Origin of the sequence: Ammoniphilus sp. YIM 78166 (genome assembly GCF_004522215.1) — a bacterium.
In the GTDB taxonomy this organism is placed as follows: Bacteria; Bacillota; Bacilli; order Aneurinibacillales; family RAOX-1; genus YIM-78166.
In genome coordinates, this window is the sequence record NZ_SDLR01000001.1 from 260,594 (window position 1) to 279,056 (window position 18,463).

The following is an 18,463-nucleotide window of genomic DNA, read 5'->3' on the forward strand; positions in this document are numbered from 1 at the left end:
TGGGCCTTGATTTGCATTGCCCCAGCATATACAGGCACCTAACAATAGTACATGCGGCAAGATCACTTTTTTCATTCGGGTCTGTCCTCCTTTTACTTGTAGCTGAAGCAATACTAATGCCAACTGAAAGAGAACATAGAGTAGAGAAGGGGTGTTAAGAATGGGAATCGTACACTTAGTAGAAACCTCGGTCCCAACGATCCAGAGCCAATCCCTGGTGAGGCATGCGATTGAAATCATCAAAAATTACGATGTGGATGGGCTTCCTGTTTTAGAGGGCGAGAAATACATGGGGATGGTGTATGCAAGGAAGCTCTTGGGGGCAGGGCTTGACGAGCCGGTTATCGCGCACATCATCGCAGACCGTGTGACGGTAACAGGAGAAATAACACTGCAAGGCTTCCCTGCTTTATCCGAACGGTATGTACCTATTGTGGAGGACGGGATGTACAAGGGGTGCATGGATGGCAAGCATCTTTTTGCCCTGTTCCGCGACCAGTTCCAGCAGCAGTCCGTCATCGATCAGTCTTACGACGGAATCCTCATTGCTGATGCGCAAGGGCACATCTTATACATTAACAAGGCCTTCGAGCAAATGACCCTGCTTAAGAAATCGGAGCTAGAAGGCATCCATATGACGGATCTGGTTAACAAGGGACTGTTTCGCAATGAGTCCGTGGTAATGAAAACCTTGCAAACGGGAAAGCCCTATACCAATGTGCAATCCTATAAAAACAGCGGGCTGCACACCCTCGTCACTGCGGCCCCCGTCCATGATGAGCGCGGTGAACTAAAGTTTATCTTGGCTAATGTCCGGGATATTTCGGATCTTACCCGCTTGCAGAAGCAGCTGGAAACGTCTCAGGAGAAGCTCAAGCAGCTGCAGTTCGAAAACATGAAATCCACGGGCAAGCTGATCGCCTATAGTGAAGAGATGGAGGCTGTTCTTGATTTGGTGTATCACGTGGCTTCGTCCGATTCAACCGTGCTTCTGCTAGGAGAATCCGGGGTAGGAAAAGAAGTCATGGCCAAGATTCTACATGAAAACAGTTCCCGGGTGGAGACGGGGACCTTCATGAAGGTCAACTGCGGAGCCATTCCTCCGAATCTGTTGGAGTCGGAGCTTTTTGGCTATGATCAGGGAGCGTTTACGGGAGCGAAAAAGGGAGGAAAGCCCGGCATTTTTGAGCTGGCGCACAATGGGACCCTATTTCTCGACGAAATCGGAGAGCTTCCGCTGGACATGCAGGTGAAATTACTTAGAGTCCTTCAGGAGCAAGAAATCATGCGCGTAGGGGGCGTAACGCCCGTTAAGATCCATGTTCGCATCATCGCTGCGACCAATCGCAATTTGGAAGACATGACAAAGCAGGGAACGTTCCGGCAGGATTTATATTACCGCCTAAATGTCGTACCCATTAATATCCCGCCGCTTCGAGAAAGGAAGGCGGATATTGTTCCTCTACTCGGGCATTTCCTCAAGTTTTTTAATGAAAAATATCATTATTCGAAGAAATTATCCAGTGAAGCCGTAGATCAGCTCATAATGTACAGCTTTCCGGGGAATGTCAGAGAGTTGTCCAACCTCGTGGAGCGGCTGGTTTTGACTTGCCGGGAGGATATTATGGATGTCCGCCATTTGCCAAGCAATGTCGTTCAGGATATCAGCCAAACGGCAACCCGCTTAAAAGCTCCTGAGCATCGAGAGGAGGAAGAGGATATCTTGATGCTGGGATGGGATGATCCACTGCAGGAGGAAAACCGATTTGAACAGCTGGAAAAGGAAACGCTGGTCAAGGCGTTAAAAAGATACGGATCGGTTCGCAAAACCGGGAAAGCGATGGGGGTATCCCATACCACGGTACTCAAAAAAATGAAGAAATTTGGCCTAACGGCAGATCAGATTCGATAGGCTGAAGTGAGTGAGCGTGGATTCGTATAGAACCACGCTTTTCTTTTTGTTCATGGGGTTGTTAAAAGATATTCCAAATCGGAGATGTAAACACGGCCTTTTGTATTTCCCTTAAATGGAAGGTTCATCGCCTTTAACAATCGCCTGTTCTTGATTTGGTGTATCACGTTGCTTCGTCCGATTCTACCGTGCTTCTGCTAGGAGAATCCGGGGTAGGAAAAGAAGTCATGGCCAAGATTCTACATGAAAACAGTTACCGGGTGGAGACGGGGACCTTCATGAAGTCAATCTTCTCTCTCCATAGAGTCAATGGGATGAGGATCAGGAGTGTCGTTAGCCATCGAAGAGTGGATACGGCCACGGGATGCAAGGATTCATTCAGTACCTTTCCAACGACGGGTTCAAATGGTTACCCCTATAATCTTAGACATTGAAAAGGCTACACGAGCATGTGTGGTAGTTTTGTATTGACAATTCTGAATAGGTATGAGATTATAATGATAACGTTATCAAGTATTTACTTCCAAATCAGGAGATTAAATCACAAAGTGAGAACGTTATCAGCGTTGGACGTCGTTATAGAAATACATAAATAAAGATCTTATTTCTTTCAGATGGAGAACACGTTATCATTTAATTTTTGCTAGGAATCCTAGTAATTGTGCCAGCATCCAGATAAACGCGGAAAAAATAGTAGGTGAAAATGAATTCAATAGTTGTTACCTGAAAAAGAGAACGTTATCATTATACGGGTATACGAGGTGCTTAAATACGAGAACGATATTTAGAAGGTTGTTTTCTCAATCGAAATCACAGATAATTGAAGGGTAATAGGTGTGCAAGTAAAGTTATGATTTTGACTGAGAACGTTCTCTAAAATAGCTTCTTGGAGGATTAACATGAAGAAAAAGCATGACTCTGAAAAAATAGAAAAGAAGGAATACACCATACGAGATGTAGCTCTTTTGGCCGGTGTATCACCCGCCACGGTCGGGAGGGTTATTGGTGGATATGGAAGCGCATCCAAAAAAGCAACTCAAGCGGTGCTGGAGGCGACAGAAAAATTAAATTATTTCCCGAATGCCATCGCGCAAAGCATGAAGAAAAAGAATACCTACACGATCGGATTAATTATAGCGAACATTTGCAATCCCTATTTCAGTTCCATCGCAAGGGCTATGGAGGAATCATTAGTCAAACACGGTTATCACGTTATTATTTGCAATACGGATGAGGATTTGGAAAGAGAAATTTCATACATGAAAACTTTATATGAAAAAAGAATTGACGGCATTATGATTGCAAGTGCACTAAAAGACAGTGAAAAGTCCAAAGCCGAAATTGACCGGATATACAAAGGGCCGATCCCCACGATTATTATCGATCGTGAAATACCAGGTTTGGATCTGCCAACGGTTACTTCAGATAACTTCGGAGGGGCTTATGAGGCAACCAGTCATTTCATTCGTCTGGGACATCAAAGAATTGGTGTAATTGGGACAACGATCAGCACTTTATCCCATCGGGTAGAGGGGTATAAAAAAGCGCTACAAGATAACCATATCCCTTTCGATGAGTTCCTGATTGCCAATAAAGGGGTAGAAAATATCAAAGCAGGTGATGTGAGGGAGGGATATGATACTACAAAAAAAATGCTAGAGGATCCCCAGTTAAGACCTACCGCTATCCTTACCTTAAATAGCTTGCTGACCAATGGAGCTTTATTGGCCATCGATGAACTAGGGTTAAAAATTCCCGACGATATTGCTGTCATCGGCTGGGATGACTTCGATCTAGCGCCTGTACTTAAACCACCTTTGACCGTAGTCAAACAATCTACCTATAATATCGCTTCCATAGCAACGAATAGGCTGCTGAGTTTAATCAATGGATTGGAGAATGGAAGTTCTGAAGAAAAGAAGGTGGTGTTGGCAACCCAATTAGTCATCCGGGAGTCATGTGGGATTAAGAAGGTATGAAGCTAAAAGAAAACAGGAAAGGGGGTGATGCCCATGTGAGGAAGCGAAATACAACGATGGATTAAGCCATTTCTCTGCAAATTAAAAGTTATTATCTTTTTTTATTCCAAAATGAGAACGTTCTCAAAAATACAGGAGATCTCGAAAGGAGTGCATTAGCATGAGAGTAATTCAAATTGGTGGCGGATTTTGGGGAGGAGGATGGACGAGTGTCATCAAAAATTCTCCCTATACGGAACTAGTCGCGCTTGTTGATTTAAACGAAGAAACCTTGCACAGAGTTGGCGAGGAGGTGGGGCTCCCTAAGGAACGAAGATTCACCTCATTGGCAGAGGCGCTGAAACATGTAGAGGCCGATGCAGCCTTAGTCGTTACGCCTCCTCCCGCTCACGAACCTGTAGCGCTTGAGGCACTTGATGCCGGCCTTCACTGCATGGTCGAGAAGCCAATTGCAGAGACGCTGGATGCTGCGAATCGAATCGTTGAGAAAGCGAAGGAAGTTAACCGTTATGTCATGATTACCCAGAGCCATCGGTTCAAGCGAGGGCCCCGTACCGTCAAGCGTTTAATCGAAGAAGGGGCAGTCGGGAAAATCGAAACCCTGTATGGCCGTTACAGAAAGGCCCCTCTTTTCACAGGATTCCGCGCAGAAATGGATGAGCCGCTGATTGTTGACCAATCTATTCATCATTTTGATTATATTCGCGGCATTTTCGGGATCGAACCGGACTATGTGAGAGCGCGAAGCTTTAATCCAAGCTGGTCCTATTTTAAGGGGAATGCTTCTGCCTTCGTCGAGTTTGAAACGAATGACGGCGCGATGATTTCGTATACGGGTTCTTGGGTTGCCCGCCGCCCGCATACAGGTTGGGATGGGTCATGGGAGGTACATGGTACATATGCCTCACTCTACTGGGATGACAATCGCGTGTTAATTTACCCGCATGAAAATGTGATCGGAGATACGGTGTTCTATAAAGGGGCAATCGAAAGAGCGAACGATATTCTGGAGGTTCCGCTCGACAATGTGGAAGCCGAAGAAAGATATGGGACACTAAAGGAATTCGTGACCTCCGTGAAGGAAAATAGACAGCCTGAAACCTATGGAGAGGATAACCTTCGCAGCTTGGCGTTAGTATTGGCAGCTGTTGAGTCTACCAAGCGGGGCGGGGAACGAATCAATTTAAATGAGTTTTTGATCACCAATATTAAAAAAGGTTCATTAACGGGCCTCTAATCGAGCAGAAAGAGGAGGAAAAAGCATGAAAATTTCCTTTAATACATGGGTTTATAGCAGTTTTCCCGTTTGGTTGCCTTCCTATCCTTTGGAAGTCGTGATCCAGCGCTTGGCGTCCATGGGTTACGATGGCATCGAGATCGGGTGTGCCAGCCCGCATGCCTGGCCAGATTACCTCTCCCAAGAAAGGCGAAAAGAAGTACTAGGGCACTTGAAGCAGCACAACCTGGAGGTTTCCGCCATGCTTCCTGCACCGGGCGGAGGACCTGGCGTGAACCCGAGCTCTGCTCTTAAGGAAGAGCGGGCATTCACGGTAAAGCACTATAAGGATGTTATCCGCTTAGCGCATGAGTGGGAATGTCCAACGGTGATTTGGGTGGCTGGTTGGGCAGCATTCGGAACCTCTCAAAAGGAGGCATGGAATTATAGTTTAGAAGGCTTGCAGGATTGCGCCCGATATGCCAAAGATTTGGGGATCACCCTGGTTGTCGAGCCGACCCCAGCAGACAGCAACTTGATTGAAACGGCGGATGATGCGTTGATGCTTGCCGAGGAAACGAGAGAATCCAACGTCAAAGTGATGTTCGATACGTTCCATGCTTTATACCGTAACGAAGTCCCTAGCGATTATGTCTATAGAATGAAAGATAAATTACACCATGTCCATATCTCGGATAATGACCGATTGCCTCCAGGGCAAGGAGTCGGAAATTTTGATGCGGTATTGAAAGCATTGAAGGAAATCGACTACAAAGGCTATCTATCCATGGAAGTCGGTTTCCATACGAGACAGGCTGACCCGGATTGGTATGCGCAAACGTCCATAGACTTTTTGAGGTCCAAGCTGTAATCGATTACAAAAGAAACCATATTATTATTGGGGGGAAAGTTATGATTAAGAAAATGATGGCATTGTGCAGTACGGTTGTATTGGCTTCCGCGTTAGCGGCTTGCGGCTCTTCTTCTCAGGAAAAGCCTGCCGCATCTTCTGCTCCTCCACAGGCAACGGATAGTGCCCCCACTGCATCTGTAAGCGCACCGGTGGAGAAAATTGACCTGAATCCGACAACGGTTGAGGGGGTAGGGCCACATGGGGAACCGGCAGCCCTTCCTTCCGCTCTTACCTTGACCGATGAAGAAGTAAAGAAACTCAAAGAAGGAAATTTTACAGCGGCTTTCGTCTATCACATGCAAAGCAATGATCATAACCAAATCAAATTGGCAACGGCCAAAGCGAAGCTCGAGGAACTTGGCGTCAAAGTGGTGGCTGTCACGGATGCGAATTTCAATGCCCAAACGATGATTGGAAATATCGAAAGCACCATGGCGCTCAAGCCCACTGTCATGATTGCCATGCCAGTTGACCCGGATGCGACGGCTAGCGCCTTCCGAGAGGTTCAAAAAAGCGGAACCAAACTGGTATTCATGGAAAATATCCCGACAGGATTTAAGCCTGGGACAGATTATGCCTCTCTCGTGAATTCAGACAGCTATGGCCATGGAAAAGCCGCCGCTGAAATGCTGGCGCAGCAAATCGGCTATCAAGGTGAGGTCGCTTCCGTTTTCTATAATGCCGTATTCTTTGTGACCAATGAAAGGGACAGAGGATTTAAGGAGACGATCCAGAAATATCCGAACATCAAGCTGGTTGCTGAATCAGGATTCGCTGATCCCAACCGCGTCGGCGAGGTCGCTGATGGTCTGTTAGCCAATTATCCAAACCTAAAAGGGGTCTATACGAGCTGGGATGGACCCGCTGAAAGCGTCATTGCCTCAGCGAAGTCCGTAGGCAAAAACGACGTCATCATTACGACGGTAGACCTAGGCATCAATACCGCCAGGATGATTGCAGAAGACGGCATGATTAGAGGAACAGCCACGGCCCGTTCGGTTGACCAGGGCATTGCGGAAGCGATGGCCGCTGCCTATGCGCTTCTTGGAAAAGATGTTCCTGGATATATTTGCCCTCCGACGCTGCCTGTAATGAAAGAGAATGTACTGGAATCGTTCCAGCTTGCTTACCACAAGGACGCCCCGGTTGAAGTCGTGGATTCTCTGAAAAAATCCCAGAGCAAGTAAGGCTCTGCCTAGCTGTTCCCTATGTGGGGGACAGCCGGGTACCCGTAAAACAATCAAATGAGATGAGGTGTTTGCAACATGCTGCCTACCAACAGAACTCTTCTTGGGATCCCGCTGGGAAGTAAGGTGCGGATCAACTTCAGCAATTATATGGTATATATTATTTTCATTATCGTGCTTCTGATCTTCGGCCTTTGGCATGGGGAGAAATTTTTCTCGGCGAGCAACATCATGAACATCACCAGGCAGACTGCAATGATTTCCATTATGGCCGTTGCGTGCACCTTTGTCATTGCAGCCGGACAGATTGATCTTTCCATCGGTTCGATTGTGGCACTATCCTCGATTGTCTCCGCTCTGGTGCTGCAGAGCACAGATAATTTGTTTCTTGCCGTAGGAGCCGGCCTATTGGTGGGTGCAGGCATCGGCTTGTTTAATGGTTTTTTTGTTGCTAAAGTGCGAATTCCTGCTTTTCTCGTCACACTAGGTACCCTCAGCCTCGTGAAAGGTGCGGCGATGTGGACGACGAACACCTCAGCCGTACCCATTACGAATGATGCTTTTACCTACCTCTTTGGTCTTGGCACGATCGGTCCCATCCCCATTCTATTTATTTGGACCATCCTGATTATGGGAATCGGCCATTTTGCCTTGAGAAATTTGCCTTTCGGGAAAAGGGTTCTGGCTACCGGAGGCAATATCACCTCGGCAAAATATACCGGAATCAATGTGGACAGGACCACCATATCCGTATTCGTGCTCTCTGGCATGGCTGCCAGTTTTGCAGGGATGCTGTATGCCGGTCGTGTCCAGACTGCGAGATATACCTTCGGGGAGGGAGATGAGCTTTCCGTCATTGCTGCCGTCATTCTCGGCGGAACGAGCATGGCTGGAGGCGTGGGCACAGTCATCGGAACCGTTATCGGATCGCTGCTTATGGGCGTGATCAACAATGGCTTAATCATCGGCGGATTGAGCGTCAGCCAGCAAATGATGGTACGGGGAGCCATTATCATCTTGTTTGTTACTTTGAATATGCTAGCTCACCGAGGAAAGTCATAATATGCGAAAGGTGTCTGAAGGAGGTGTGCCCTAAATGAGTGAGTATATCCTTGAAATGAAAGATATCAACAAGTCCTTTAATGGAAATAAAGTGCTGGACCATGTGAACCTAAAAATTAGAAAAGGCGAGGTTCATGCCCTGGTAGGCGGCAATGGGGCAGGCAAATCCACCATGATGAAAATCCTGACAGGTGTCTACCGCTGCGATTCCGGTGCCATCCGGATTAACGGCCAGCCGGTCAAGATCGAAGCCGCGCAGGACGCCAATGCGCAGGGGATCCGAATGATCTTTCAGGAATTGAGCCTGATCCCTACCATGACCGTCGCCGAAAACATCTATCTCAACCACAAGGTTAAAGAAAAGGGACTGCAGATCATCAATAATAAGCAATTGGAGAGAAAAGCGGCAGACTTGCTAAGCGAATTCAATATTGATTTGGATCCTGGCCAAGTGGTCAATGAGCTGGGGGTCGGCTATTGCCAGCTGATTGAAATTGCCAAAGCCTTGTCGCTGGAAGCGAAGATCTTGATTATGGATGAACCGACGGCATCCCTCACGGAAGCGGAAACCCAAATCCTTTTTGGGATCGTACAGAAGCTCAAGGATAAAGGGGTAACCATCATCTATATTTCCCATCGAATGCATGAAATCTTCCAGATCACCGATTCCATTTCCATAATGAGAGATGGAAGGCATGTCATCACCGCCGAAACCAAAAGCTTGGATATAGAATCTATCATTCAGCATATGCTGGGCAGCACATCGGCTGAAAACACATTTAAGAGGATAAAACGGGAGACCAAGCCGGATGGAAGCATCATTCTCGAGGTCAAGCATCTGCAGATCAATAACAAACTAAGGGATGTCAGCTTTCAGCTGAAAAAAGGGGAAGTGCTCGGCTTTGCCGGATTGATGGGATCCGGAAGGACGGAAATCGCAGAGGCCATTTTTGGGATCCATCCTGCAAAGGGCGGAGAAATCCGGCTGGATAACCACCCGATTCAAGTCCGTTGCGTACAGGATGCGGTCGATGCGGGAATTGCGCTCATTCCGGAGGATCGGAGAAGGCAAGGGCTCGTTCTCATCCACTCGGTGAAAGATAACATGGTTTTGCCTGTTCTGGATAAGTTGAAAAGACATTTGCATCTGGATCGAAAACGCATGGAGCAAACAGTGGCCTCGAGGATCGATGAGCTGGCGATAAAGACGGATGGCATCGATAAAATCATATCGCTGCTTTCTGGAGGTAACCAGCAAAAGGTGGTTATCGCCAAATGGCTGGAAACCAACCCCAAGGTACTGATCATGGATGAACCGACAGCAGGCGTCGATATCGGGGCCAAGGGCGAAATCATTGATATGATTAGGCGTTTGGCCGACAGCGGCAGCAGCGTGATCTTAATCTCCTCTGAGCTGGCGGAGCTGATGGCGATCTGCGACCGAGTCATTGTTCTTAAGGATGGCCGTATTACCGGCGAGTTGGACGGGGATGAAATCTATTCTGAGGAGGTGCTGCAGCATGCCATCCAACATTAATAAGCAGATTGTGTTTACCGTCAAATTGCAAGCCAAGCAGGGGAAAGAACAAGAGCTGGAAGATGCGCTGGCGGATATGGTTGCAAAGGTGCAAGATGAAGAAGGCGCACTCGTATATACCCTTCATCGCATCCAAGGGTCTGCTGGAGGCTTTATGTTTTATGAAAAATATAAAGACCAGGCTGCGTTGGATTTCCACGATTCAACGCCTTATGTAAAAGAATTGCTCATAAGGCTTGAGGACCTGGTAGATGAAGAGCTTCAATTCAGCCAATTGGAAGAGATCGCAGCGATATCCCGATAAATTAGATTCGAGCAGGGGAGGAAAGGATAGATGAAGAAGCTTCGATGGGGCATTCTAGGATGCGCCCAAATTGCCATAAATGATGTGATTCCAGCCATCCAGCAATCCGAATGGGGAGAGGTTGCCGCCATAGCCAGCCGCGATGAAGCCAAAGCGAAGAAGGCCGCTGAAGCCTTAAGCATCCCTAAAGCCTATAGCAGCTACGAAGCCCTGCTAGGCGATAGCAGCATTGATGCCGTCTATATTCCGTTGCCCAACCATTTGCACAGGGAGTGGACCATTCGGGCGGCACAAGCGAACAAGCATATCCTGTGCGAAAAGCCGATGAGTTTAAATGAGCGCGAAGCAGCACAAATGGTGGAAGCTTCGGAATTGAACGGGGTAAAGCTAGCTGAGGCTTTCATGTATCGCTATCATCCGCGTTATGAAAGAATCAAGGAGATCATCCGCTCTGGCGAAATCGGAGACCTTCGCGGGTTGCAAGGGCGGTTTACGTTCAACGGCGCCTCTTCTGCCGGCAATATTCGTTTTCATGCCGACATGGGAGGGGGCTCATTGTATGATGTCGGATGCTATTTAGTCAGTGCAGCACGGCTTTTGCTAGAAAGGGAGCCTGAAGCGGCTACCGTTCAGGCCTTATTCTCCCCAGATCACGGCAACGTCGATATGATGGCGTCCGGCCTGCTGGAGTTCGGGCAAGGGCTCAATCTGACCTTCCAATGCGGGATGTGGGCTGATTTCCGCAATTCACTTGAAATTTTCGGAACGGATGGATACATTGAGATTCCTAATGCCTTTTTGCCTTGGTCTGGATTGGACCCTAGCTTCATCGTCAGCGTGAAGGGAGAGCGCAGAGAAGAAATCGCAGCTTCATTGAATACTTACCAGTTACAGGCCGATCAATTTGCCCGAAGCATTCTCCTAGATGAACCTCTTCCCTTTAGCCCATGGGATGCGGTTGCTAATATGAAAGTATTGGACGGATTACTTCAATCAGCTAGGGAGAAAATTCGAGTGGAATTAAAGTAGCTTCAATCGAAAAACGCCGGACTGGAACCATCACTAGCCGTATAGCTAAACCCTCTCAAGAAGAGTTACTTCTTGAGAGGGTTTTTGTTTCTTCGCCGCATGGCGCGGGAAGACTTGTCTTGCGCACCAACATGAAGCAGGTCTTGATCGTACAGGGTTGATACCAAGAAAGTCATGTTTGTTACAGAAGGAAAAGGAGCAGAAGTTCTTCTTGCTTTCCAACGATTTCTAGAGGGAAGAGGGATTAATTCAACCCAGATCCAAGAAGTCTGTTGTGACATGTCTCCGTCTTTTATTGCCGGGATTGAGAAATACTTTCCTAAAGCCCATATTACCTTTGACAAAATTCCATGTCAAGAAAATGGTCAATGAAGCGGTAGATCAAGTTCGGAAAGACGAACAAAAAGAAGTTAAAGGACTACCAAAAAGAAAATCTTGTTAAATTAAAGGTGGCTACAGATCATTTAGATACCTTCATCAGCATGGTATACCCCACGGCGAATAAGCTCGATATAGTTGTAAAGACACATTAGGCTATAGATGTTCTTTACAGCCTATAGACTCCAACTCTAACCTGAGGGAAGCTGTCAAGTGCTCTCCTTGAGGGCTTCCCTCAGGTTAGAGAATCTATGAAAGGTTGTAAGGAACCATCTATCTATGAAGCTAGTTCTTTTTCTATAAACCCACATAAATTAGCGAAGAGCTGAGATTACTTGTTCGTTTATTCCGCTCCGCTGGTTCAGATAGTAGATTATGAGTTTGTCTAGAAGAAATAAGCATAGTCAAGCAGGACTACGCTTATTTCATTTTGAATGCTATAGAGTTTTAGTAAATCGGATGGATGGTCATCTATTCGCTAACTGCTTCAAAAGGTTTGGGTCTGCTTCTGACGAGGATTGCTCATCCAGAAAAACGGTTAGATCAGGATGTGTTTTTAGAATGGTTGCAGGTATCAGGTTAGTTGCATCATTTTCAATAAATGCTTTTATTGCCTTTGCCTTTGCTTGATAAGGAACGCAGGATACGATGGCTTTACTCTGCATAATTTGATGAACAGTCATCGTTATAGCCTGAGTGGGAACATCATTGATTGCAGCAAACCATCCCTCATTAACTTGTTGCTTTTTACAGTCTTCATCCAGTTTTACAATAATGAATGATTCTTGAGTGTCAAAATCTGCAGGTGGATCGTTAAAAGCAATATGTGCATTTTCGCCAATGCCGATCAAAGCAAGATCAATAGGTTCTTTTCTGATTTCCTCCGTTAATTCTGCTATATTCTTTTCAATATCACCTTCTCCACTGACAAGATGGGCCTTATGTAAAGAAGGAATTAAATCTATAAATCTCTCTTTTAGGTATTTTCTAAAGCTAGCAGGATGGTGTTCAGGAAGGTTGACATATTCGTCCAAATGAAACATTTCAACCTTGCCCCAATCAACCTTCTGCTGTACTAACGCTTCCAGCGTATCGAATTGGGAAGCACCTGTTGATAGAACAATCCTTGCCTTGCCTTTTAAAGCAATGCTTTCATTCATAATTTTCGCTGACAATTCAGCAGCTTCCCTACCAATTTCCTTCGAGTTCCTCAGTAAGTTAATTTTCATCTTTTTACCCACCATTCTGTTAATATTTAATAGCATCATTTATGTTTTTACATGATTGCTGTAAAAATAATTTTGCTTGAATCGACAAGTGCTGGGCTTTGAATTTGTAATTATTGGGATCCTCTTTTTTTTGTTTGATACTTGATAGTAAAAGTGAAATGATAGCCTCTACAAATTCGGAGGTTGAAGGAGAAGCGTAAGTCATAGGCACAGAATAATAATATTCTTCCGGTAATAGATCATAGCCGATTAAGGATATATCATCAGGAATTCTCAAACCAGCACCATCAATGGCTTTATTGACGCCTATAGTAAGATTTTGGGACATGGCAAGCACAGCTGTGGGCGGATTATTTATCTGAAGCAGTTTTTTACAGGATTGATAACCGCCTTTCATATCCATGGAACAATTAACAATAAGCTCAGGATCATATTCAAGTCCATATTTTAAAATACCGTCCAGATATCCCTGGTATTTTTCCTTTTGCGTTTTTTCTTCCGTATCTCCAACGAAGGCGACCCTCCGATGCCCTAATTGGTGAAGATATTCGACCGCATTAGTGATTACTGTTCTGCGGTCAATATTTAAAGAGTTAATATAAGGTGAAATCTCGCCTCCGAAACTAACAATAGGGATATCGATTATATTTAATTGCTTATAAAATTCTTCTTCATACTCCGTATCATCACCACCCCATATCAGAATACCGTCCACCCGGTTTTGTGAGAAAATTTTCAAGCCTTTATGCGGTTCCACCAATGACAACAAGCTGTTATACCCCTGATTTGCCAATTCATCACTTAAAAGCACCGATAAATTAGCAAAAACCGAAAACTCTTTTATATTTCTCGTGATTAACCCAATCGTACGGGTTTCATTGGAAACCAAGCTTCTGGCATTATTATTGGGAGTATAATTCAATTCTTCAGCCAATTTTTTGATTCTCAGTTTTGTTTGTTCGTTCAAATCTGGACTATCGTTTAAGGCCTTTGAAACAGTGGAATGGTTTACTCCAGCTAGTCGTGCTATGTCTTTAATCGTGATTCTTTTCATAATATAACCATCCTTATTTGTTTTCCATGATTTCAATATATCACATCACGAATTAGTTTAGAATACGTTTTCGAAATTTATTTTTAAAATCTGAAAATTTGAAATTACCGTTTGAGAAATCTTAGATAATTGCGTGGGATTAGGGTTTTGAATGAAATTTATTTAATTTTCTAAAATATATTGACAACTTTTTACATGAGATGCTATCATGAATTCAGCAACTTCGAATACGTTTTCGATCATAGATTGCCTACAAATCATGATAGTGAGAGAAGAAAGTCAGTCTTGATTGGAATCGTATTCTTTTTATGAAACCGCTTAATTTTGAGAAATCTACTTTTAAATTATTGGAGGAGAAAAAAATGGTAGAAGTTCTTTCATCCGAATTCCATGAACGAGTAAAACGTACAAGAGCAAAAATGAAACAAGCAGGTCTGGATGCCCTTTTCATTTATTGCGATGAATACCATCCTGGTTATGCGATGTACTATACGAATTTTAGAACCATCAATTGCATCGAGGAATCGGCCCATGCTCTGTTTTTGCCGCTGGAAGGCGAAATTCAAGCTTTCACCGGCAATCTGAACCGTTTCGCTGCCCGCCGTTTCTCCTGGGTGAAAAACGTACATAACATCTATGAAATGAGAACGGTTTTACCTGAACTTGTGAATAATGCAGGGTATTCCATCAATAAGATCGGTGTCGTGGGCGAGGAGTTATTCCCCATCTCTTTATATCGCGAGTTTGAAAGAGGCGTTGAGGGCATCACGCTTGTAGAGGCATCGGAAATAGTGCTGAACCAAAGATTGATCAAGAGTAAAAATGAACTCGACCTTCTTCGGGCTGCGGGCAAATTGAACGATGACAGTATTCTGGCTTCTGTTGAGCAACTGGGACTCGGAAAAAGTGAAGTCGAACTGAGCGCCATGGGGGAATATACGACCCGAAAATTAGGCGGAGAGCTTTCTTGCGCTTATCTGGTGGTGGCAGGTGAGCATACGGATCTTCCGACATGGCGGCCTGGTGATTATAAAGTTAAACCCGGCGATTATGTTTGGTTCGATTATGGAGCTTCCTATCTTGGCTATGCTTCCGATACCGCGATAACGGTAGCGATGAATGGCGCAAGTGAAGAACAAATAAAAATTATGAATTTTGCCTACGATACCAACCAACGGATGGTCGAATTCATGCGCCCCGGCATTAAGGGCAGCGACCTGTTTAGAGAGACGGTCCGCCTAACCGATGAAGCGAATTTATCCAAGCATTTGCTACCTTATACCACAGGGATGAGAGCAATAGGACACGGCGTCGGTTTGGAATGTGTTGAGTATCCTGACCTTGGTCCGAAGAGCGAATACCCCTTAGAACCCGGTATGGTTTTTGGCATTAAGTTCGATCTGCACGGATTTCCTTTTGGCGGAGTGCGTGTTGAACAAACAGTGATCATCACGGAAACCGGTTCCGAATCTGTAAACGATTTGAGCCGCCTTCGCAATAAAGCGGCTGAATTCGGTAAGCGCGGCGGCTTTGTAGTCGGTTGATGACAGCTATATAAATCCTGGAGTTGATGAAGCAATGCATCCTTTCATGGGTATTGAGGATTGGGATAGAGTGGGAATTTCGGTTGAACAATCTGCGAAAAGGCTGCAAAGGATCGCTTTTATCGATCGTGAGGTCATGCGCATTGAAGCCGCGCATATGATCGCTAGACCTGAGTACGAGCTGAAAGGGGCACTCGGTAGAATGAACTGGCAGGATGCTTTGCATCATGACCAACTTCGTTTAAGGTGCAAGCAGCTTCGTATGAGTACCTTCAGTTTTGATAAATGTCCGGATGATGCCCTTCTTGAATTGACCAATCGCACTCTTGAGTCGGCTACGTCGCTTGCGTTGCTGGCTTCCCTATTTGAGATCATCAAACCGGCGCAAATCGAAGCGATTAACCAATATCTGCAGGTTGCCCAGCCGATCGTCGATGAACCAACAATGACCATATTGCGGCATCAATTGATTGAAAGGGAAGAACAGATTCGTTGGGGATTATCGGCTCTAAAAGAACTGCAGGCAACTGAAAGCCCGGAAGTCCGTGAGAAAACAAAACAATGGAAAAGGTATATACGTTCGCTTCTGGATGCTGCAGGGGGTGTGCATGGAACAGCCGAACGGAAACAAGTCGATCCCGCCCTTGTTGTCGCTTCTGAACCGTTTGTTCTGCCCAAGTTTAGCGTGAGGGAAGATCGGGTTAAGACCGAAATGATCAAATTAAAGGGAATCACGTTTGGGGATACCGATGACGACCGATTTAAAATGATGATGTTTACCCGCTTTTTTGAAATGTCTCCTGCGGAAGCCGTTGCTCATATTCAATTTTCTACCAAGGGAAAACCCTGGAATTTCTATCTGGACACAGCCAGACATTTATGGGACGAGGTCCGTCATTCCTGGTTCGGCCAAGCGGCTCTGCGCACTCACGGATATGAGATCTATTCATATCCCCATTGGACTGGTTGGTATGATATGACAAGCAACGCCTTTGAGCAAGATGAAGCTTACACACACTTGACCATTACGATTGAAAAAGGGGCGATGAAATATCCTCCTGGTAAACGGGAAGAGTGGGAGTTTTGTCGAGATGTTGCGAAAGATCCCCTGATGACTACCTTTCAAGATTTTGATTGGGCGGATGAAGTGGTTCACGCAGGGTTCGGACAACGTTGGGTTGTTGATGAACTATACGGTGGCGATAACCGCAAGGCTCAGGAGGCAGCTGATGCTACACTGATCAAAAGAAAACGCTTCTTTTCACGATACGATGAAAAAAATGGGGATCACACCGATTGGCATCAATTCTTCAGGGGCGAGTACTGATGTTGGACACGATTTTGCTAGCCGTACAAAAATAATATGGGGGGATAAGAGATGAAAAAAACACGGTTAACCCTTGGCTTAGTTATAGTTCTCATATTAAGTATGATGGTGTCAGGATGCGGCAGCAACAATGCGGCAACAAGCAACAACAAACCAGACGCACCTGCCGACACCGCTAAACCAGCAGAAACAGCCGTCCCGGATAAAGTGGTAGAGATGGATATTGGCTTTTCTGAAGCCCCGGGTAGAGGCCATCACCAGATGGCTATGAAGTTTGCGGAACTTGTCGCCCAAAAGTCGAACGGATCGATCAAAATTAACATATTCCCAGGATCCCAACTAGGTGGGGACGTGAAGATGATTCAGTCAGTCCGTAGCGGCACCCAGTCATTCACAATAACGAATACGGGCAATATCGCCAGCTTCCTTAAGGAATTTCAAATCTTCGATGCGCCTTACCTATTTGATGATCTCGATCAAGCCAATAAGATCCTCAGCGGTCCGGTAGGCCGGAAGTTTTTGGATATGCTGGAAAATAACGGAATTGTCGGTTTGGGGTGGTTGAGTGCAACGGAACGAAACGTTTTCTCCAATAAACCCATTAATACAGCAGACGATTTGAAGGGGTTAAAATTAAGGGTTTTACAGGCACCAGGTCATATAAAATCATACGAGGCGCTTAGCACACAACCGACTCCAATGGCTTATGCAGAGATCTATCTTTCTTTGCAGCAAGGTGTTATTGATGGAGCAGATACGGCACCAGACCAATTTTTATCGGAAAAGTTTTACGAAGTGACGAAGTACTATAACATGACCAAAGTTCATTATTTACCGATTTTCCTGACCGTTTCCAAGATTCAGTTTGATAAACTAAACCCAAATCAGCAAACAGCCATAAAAGATGCTGCTAAGGAAGCGTTAGCGTCTAATGTAGTGGAATACAAAAACTTTTACAATGCAGCTCTTGAAGAAATAAAGAAAAAAGGCGTCACCATCGTTAACACGGATATGGAAAGTATGAAGAAAAAGAGCGCCGCGGCTGTTGATGCCATTGTGAAAGGTACGCCAAACGGACAACAACTTCTAGACGATATTATGGCTGCTAAGAAGTAGTACCTGACAATGCCGGATCACGCCACACACAAGCACGTGTCACGGTGATTGTGTGTGGTAATTCTTTTTTTGACAAATCGAAAGCTCCATAGCCATGGGTAGAATCGGGGGCGAGCCATGTTATTTATTAAGATAGCAGACAAATTGAATAAAGTATTAGAAGCTTTGGTTGGTATTGCTTTGATGGCTATGACATTATCGGTCGCTATACAAATACTCGTACGTTTTGTTTTCACCAAATTCGATATTAATTTATCTGTGCCATGGACGGAGGAGTTGGCGCGATATCTAATGGTTTGGGCACTGTTTATCGGTGCAGCCATTATTGCCCGCAGAGCAGATTCGCTGGCTGTGGAAGCATTGGTTAATCTCGTCCCGTCCCGGATTGGCAGAATAATAAAAGCAGCTGCTCTTCTTATCACGCTTGTTTTCTATGGCTACATTATTGTCGTGGGCTTGGAAGTGGCAGAGTTCGGACTTACTGAAACGTCTATGGCCATGGGAGTTCCGATGGTTTTCGTGTACTCATCCATGTCTATTGGAGCGGTCTTAACGATAATAAATTTGATTGCATTTATGCTTGATATCTATATCAACAAAAAAGATATTCTTCATGTCATAGATGAAGAAATAACAGATGATCAACTGAATTAAATGAAAATGGGGTGGTCTTATA

At 45.3% G+C, this 18,463-nt stretch carries 17 protein-coding genes and 1 pseudogene; 16 read left to right on the top strand and 2 right to left on the bottom strand.

Annotated elements, in window-relative coordinates:
* The first annotated feature begins 160 nt into the window (after positions 1-160).
* The 12 genes and pseudogenes from EIZ58_RS01210 to EIZ58_RS34725 all read left to right on the top strand — a co-directional run bounded on the left by EIZ58_RS01210 (position 161) and on the right by EIZ58_RS34725 (position 11,581).
* A complete protein-coding gene (locus tag EIZ58_RS01210) occupies positions 161-1,912 on the top strand; it encodes a sigma 54-interacting transcriptional regulator (RefSeq protein WP_134698701.1) in 1,752 nt (583 codons plus the stop codon).
* Between the two features lie 158 nt (positions 1,913-2,070).
* Positions 2,071-2,346, top strand: a complete 276-nt coding sequence (locus EIZ58_RS35035; protein WP_305033880.1) for a sigma 54-interacting transcriptional regulator — start codon at positions 2,071-2,073, stop codon at positions 2,344-2,346.
* A 465-nt stretch (positions 2,347-2,811) separates the two neighbouring features.
* Complete coding sequence (locus EIZ58_RS01220) at positions 2,812-3,891, top strand: LacI family DNA-binding transcriptional regulator (protein ID WP_134698703.1); 1,080 nt, start codon at positions 2,812-2,814, stop codon at positions 3,889-3,891.
* A gap of 160 nt (positions 3,892-4,051) precedes the next feature.
* The gene (locus EIZ58_RS01225) at positions 4,052-5,128 is read left to right on the top strand and encodes a Gfo/Idh/MocA family protein (RefSeq protein ID WP_134698704.1); all 1,077 of its coding nucleotides are present in this window, start codon (positions 4,052-4,054) and stop codon (positions 5,126-5,128) included.
* A 25-nt stretch (positions 5,129-5,153) separates the two neighbouring features.
* Positions 5,154-5,978, top strand: coding sequence for a sugar phosphate isomerase/epimerase family protein (locus EIZ58_RS01230; RefSeq protein WP_134698705.1), 825 nt, complete (start codon positions 5,154-5,156; stop codon positions 5,976-5,978).
* Positions 5,979-6,019: 41 nt separating this feature from the next.
* A complete protein-coding gene (locus EIZ58_RS01235) occupies positions 6,020-7,207 on the top strand; it encodes a substrate-binding domain-containing protein (protein WP_134698706.1) in 1,188 nt (395 codons plus the stop codon).
* Between the two features lie 78 nt (positions 7,208-7,285).
* Entirely contained in the window at positions 7,286-8,269 is a 984-nt protein-coding gene (locus tag EIZ58_RS01240; protein WP_134698707.1) for an ABC transporter permease, read from the top strand.
* Positions 8,270-8,303: 34 nt separating this feature from the next.
* Positions 8,304-9,806 carry a sugar ABC transporter ATP-binding protein gene (locus EIZ58_RS01245; protein WP_134698708.1) on the top strand — a complete coding sequence of 501 codons (1,503 nt, stop codon included), beginning with the start codon at positions 8,304-8,306 and terminating at the stop codon, positions 9,804-9,806.
* Positions 9,790-10,110: a putative quinol monooxygenase gene (locus EIZ58_RS01250; RefSeq protein ID WP_134698709.1), complete on the top strand. Its 321-nt coding sequence runs from the start codon at positions 9,790-9,792 to the stop codon at positions 10,108-10,110. The genes EIZ58_RS01245 and EIZ58_RS01250 overlap by 17 nt, the downstream gene beginning before the upstream one ends.
* A gap of 30 nt (positions 10,111-10,140) precedes the next feature.
* Positions 10,141-11,139, top strand: a complete 999-nt coding sequence (locus EIZ58_RS01255) for a Gfo/Idh/MocA family protein (protein WP_134698710.1) — start codon at positions 10,141-10,143, stop codon at positions 11,137-11,139.
* A 168-nt stretch (positions 11,140-11,307) separates the two neighbouring features.
* A pseudogene (locus EIZ58_RS01260) lies at positions 11,308-11,511 on the top strand (transposase); the annotation flags it as partial.
* Positions 11,501-11,581 (top strand): transposase, encoded by an 81-nt coding sequence (locus EIZ58_RS34725; protein ID WP_255438223.1) that lies wholly within the window; start codon positions 11,501-11,503, stop codon positions 11,579-11,581. The pseudogene EIZ58_RS01260 and the gene EIZ58_RS34725, both read left to right, overlap by 11 nt.
* A 403-nt stretch (positions 11,582-11,984) precedes the next feature.
* On the opposite strand, the gene EIZ58_RS01270 is transcribed toward EIZ58_RS34725, so the two are convergent.
* On the bottom strand, positions 11,985-12,746 hold the full coding sequence (locus EIZ58_RS01270) for a glucosamine-6-phosphate deaminase (RefSeq protein WP_134698713.1): 762 nt from the start codon (positions 12,744-12,746) through the stop codon (positions 11,985-11,987).
* Between the two features lie 19 nt (positions 12,747-12,765).
* Positions 12,766-13,800 (bottom strand): LacI family DNA-binding transcriptional regulator, encoded by a 1,035-nt coding sequence (locus EIZ58_RS01275; RefSeq protein ID WP_134698714.1) that lies wholly within the window; start codon positions 13,798-13,800, stop codon positions 12,766-12,768.
* Positions 13,801-14,108: 308 nt separating this feature from the next.
* Between EIZ58_RS01275 and EIZ58_RS01280 the strand changes: the two genes are divergently transcribed.
* The 4 genes from EIZ58_RS01280 to EIZ58_RS01295 all read left to right on the top strand — a co-directional run bounded on the left by EIZ58_RS01280 (position 14,109) and on the right by EIZ58_RS01295 (position 18,441).
* Positions 14,109-15,344: a M24 family metallopeptidase gene (locus tag EIZ58_RS01280; RefSeq protein ID WP_134698715.1), complete on the top strand. Its 1,236-nt coding sequence runs from the start codon at positions 14,109-14,111 to the stop codon at positions 15,342-15,344.
* 34 nt (positions 15,345-15,378) lie between these two features.
* Positions 15,379-16,671: a hypothetical protein gene (locus tag EIZ58_RS01285; protein ID WP_134698716.1), complete on the top strand. Its 1,293-nt coding sequence runs from the start codon at positions 15,379-15,381 to the stop codon at positions 16,669-16,671.
* A gap of 51 nt (positions 16,672-16,722) precedes the next feature.
* Positions 16,723-17,787 carry a TRAP transporter substrate-binding protein gene (locus EIZ58_RS01290; protein ID WP_134698717.1) on the top strand — a complete coding sequence of 355 codons (1,065 nt, stop codon included), beginning with the start codon at positions 16,723-16,725 and terminating at the stop codon, positions 17,785-17,787.
* 144 nt (positions 17,788-17,931) lie between these two features.
* Positions 17,932-18,441 carry a TRAP transporter small permease gene (locus tag EIZ58_RS01295; protein WP_167577421.1) on the top strand — a complete coding sequence of 170 codons (510 nt, stop codon included), beginning with the start codon at positions 17,932-17,934 and terminating at the stop codon, positions 18,439-18,441.
* The last annotated feature ends 22 nt before the right edge of the window (positions 18,442-18,463 follow it).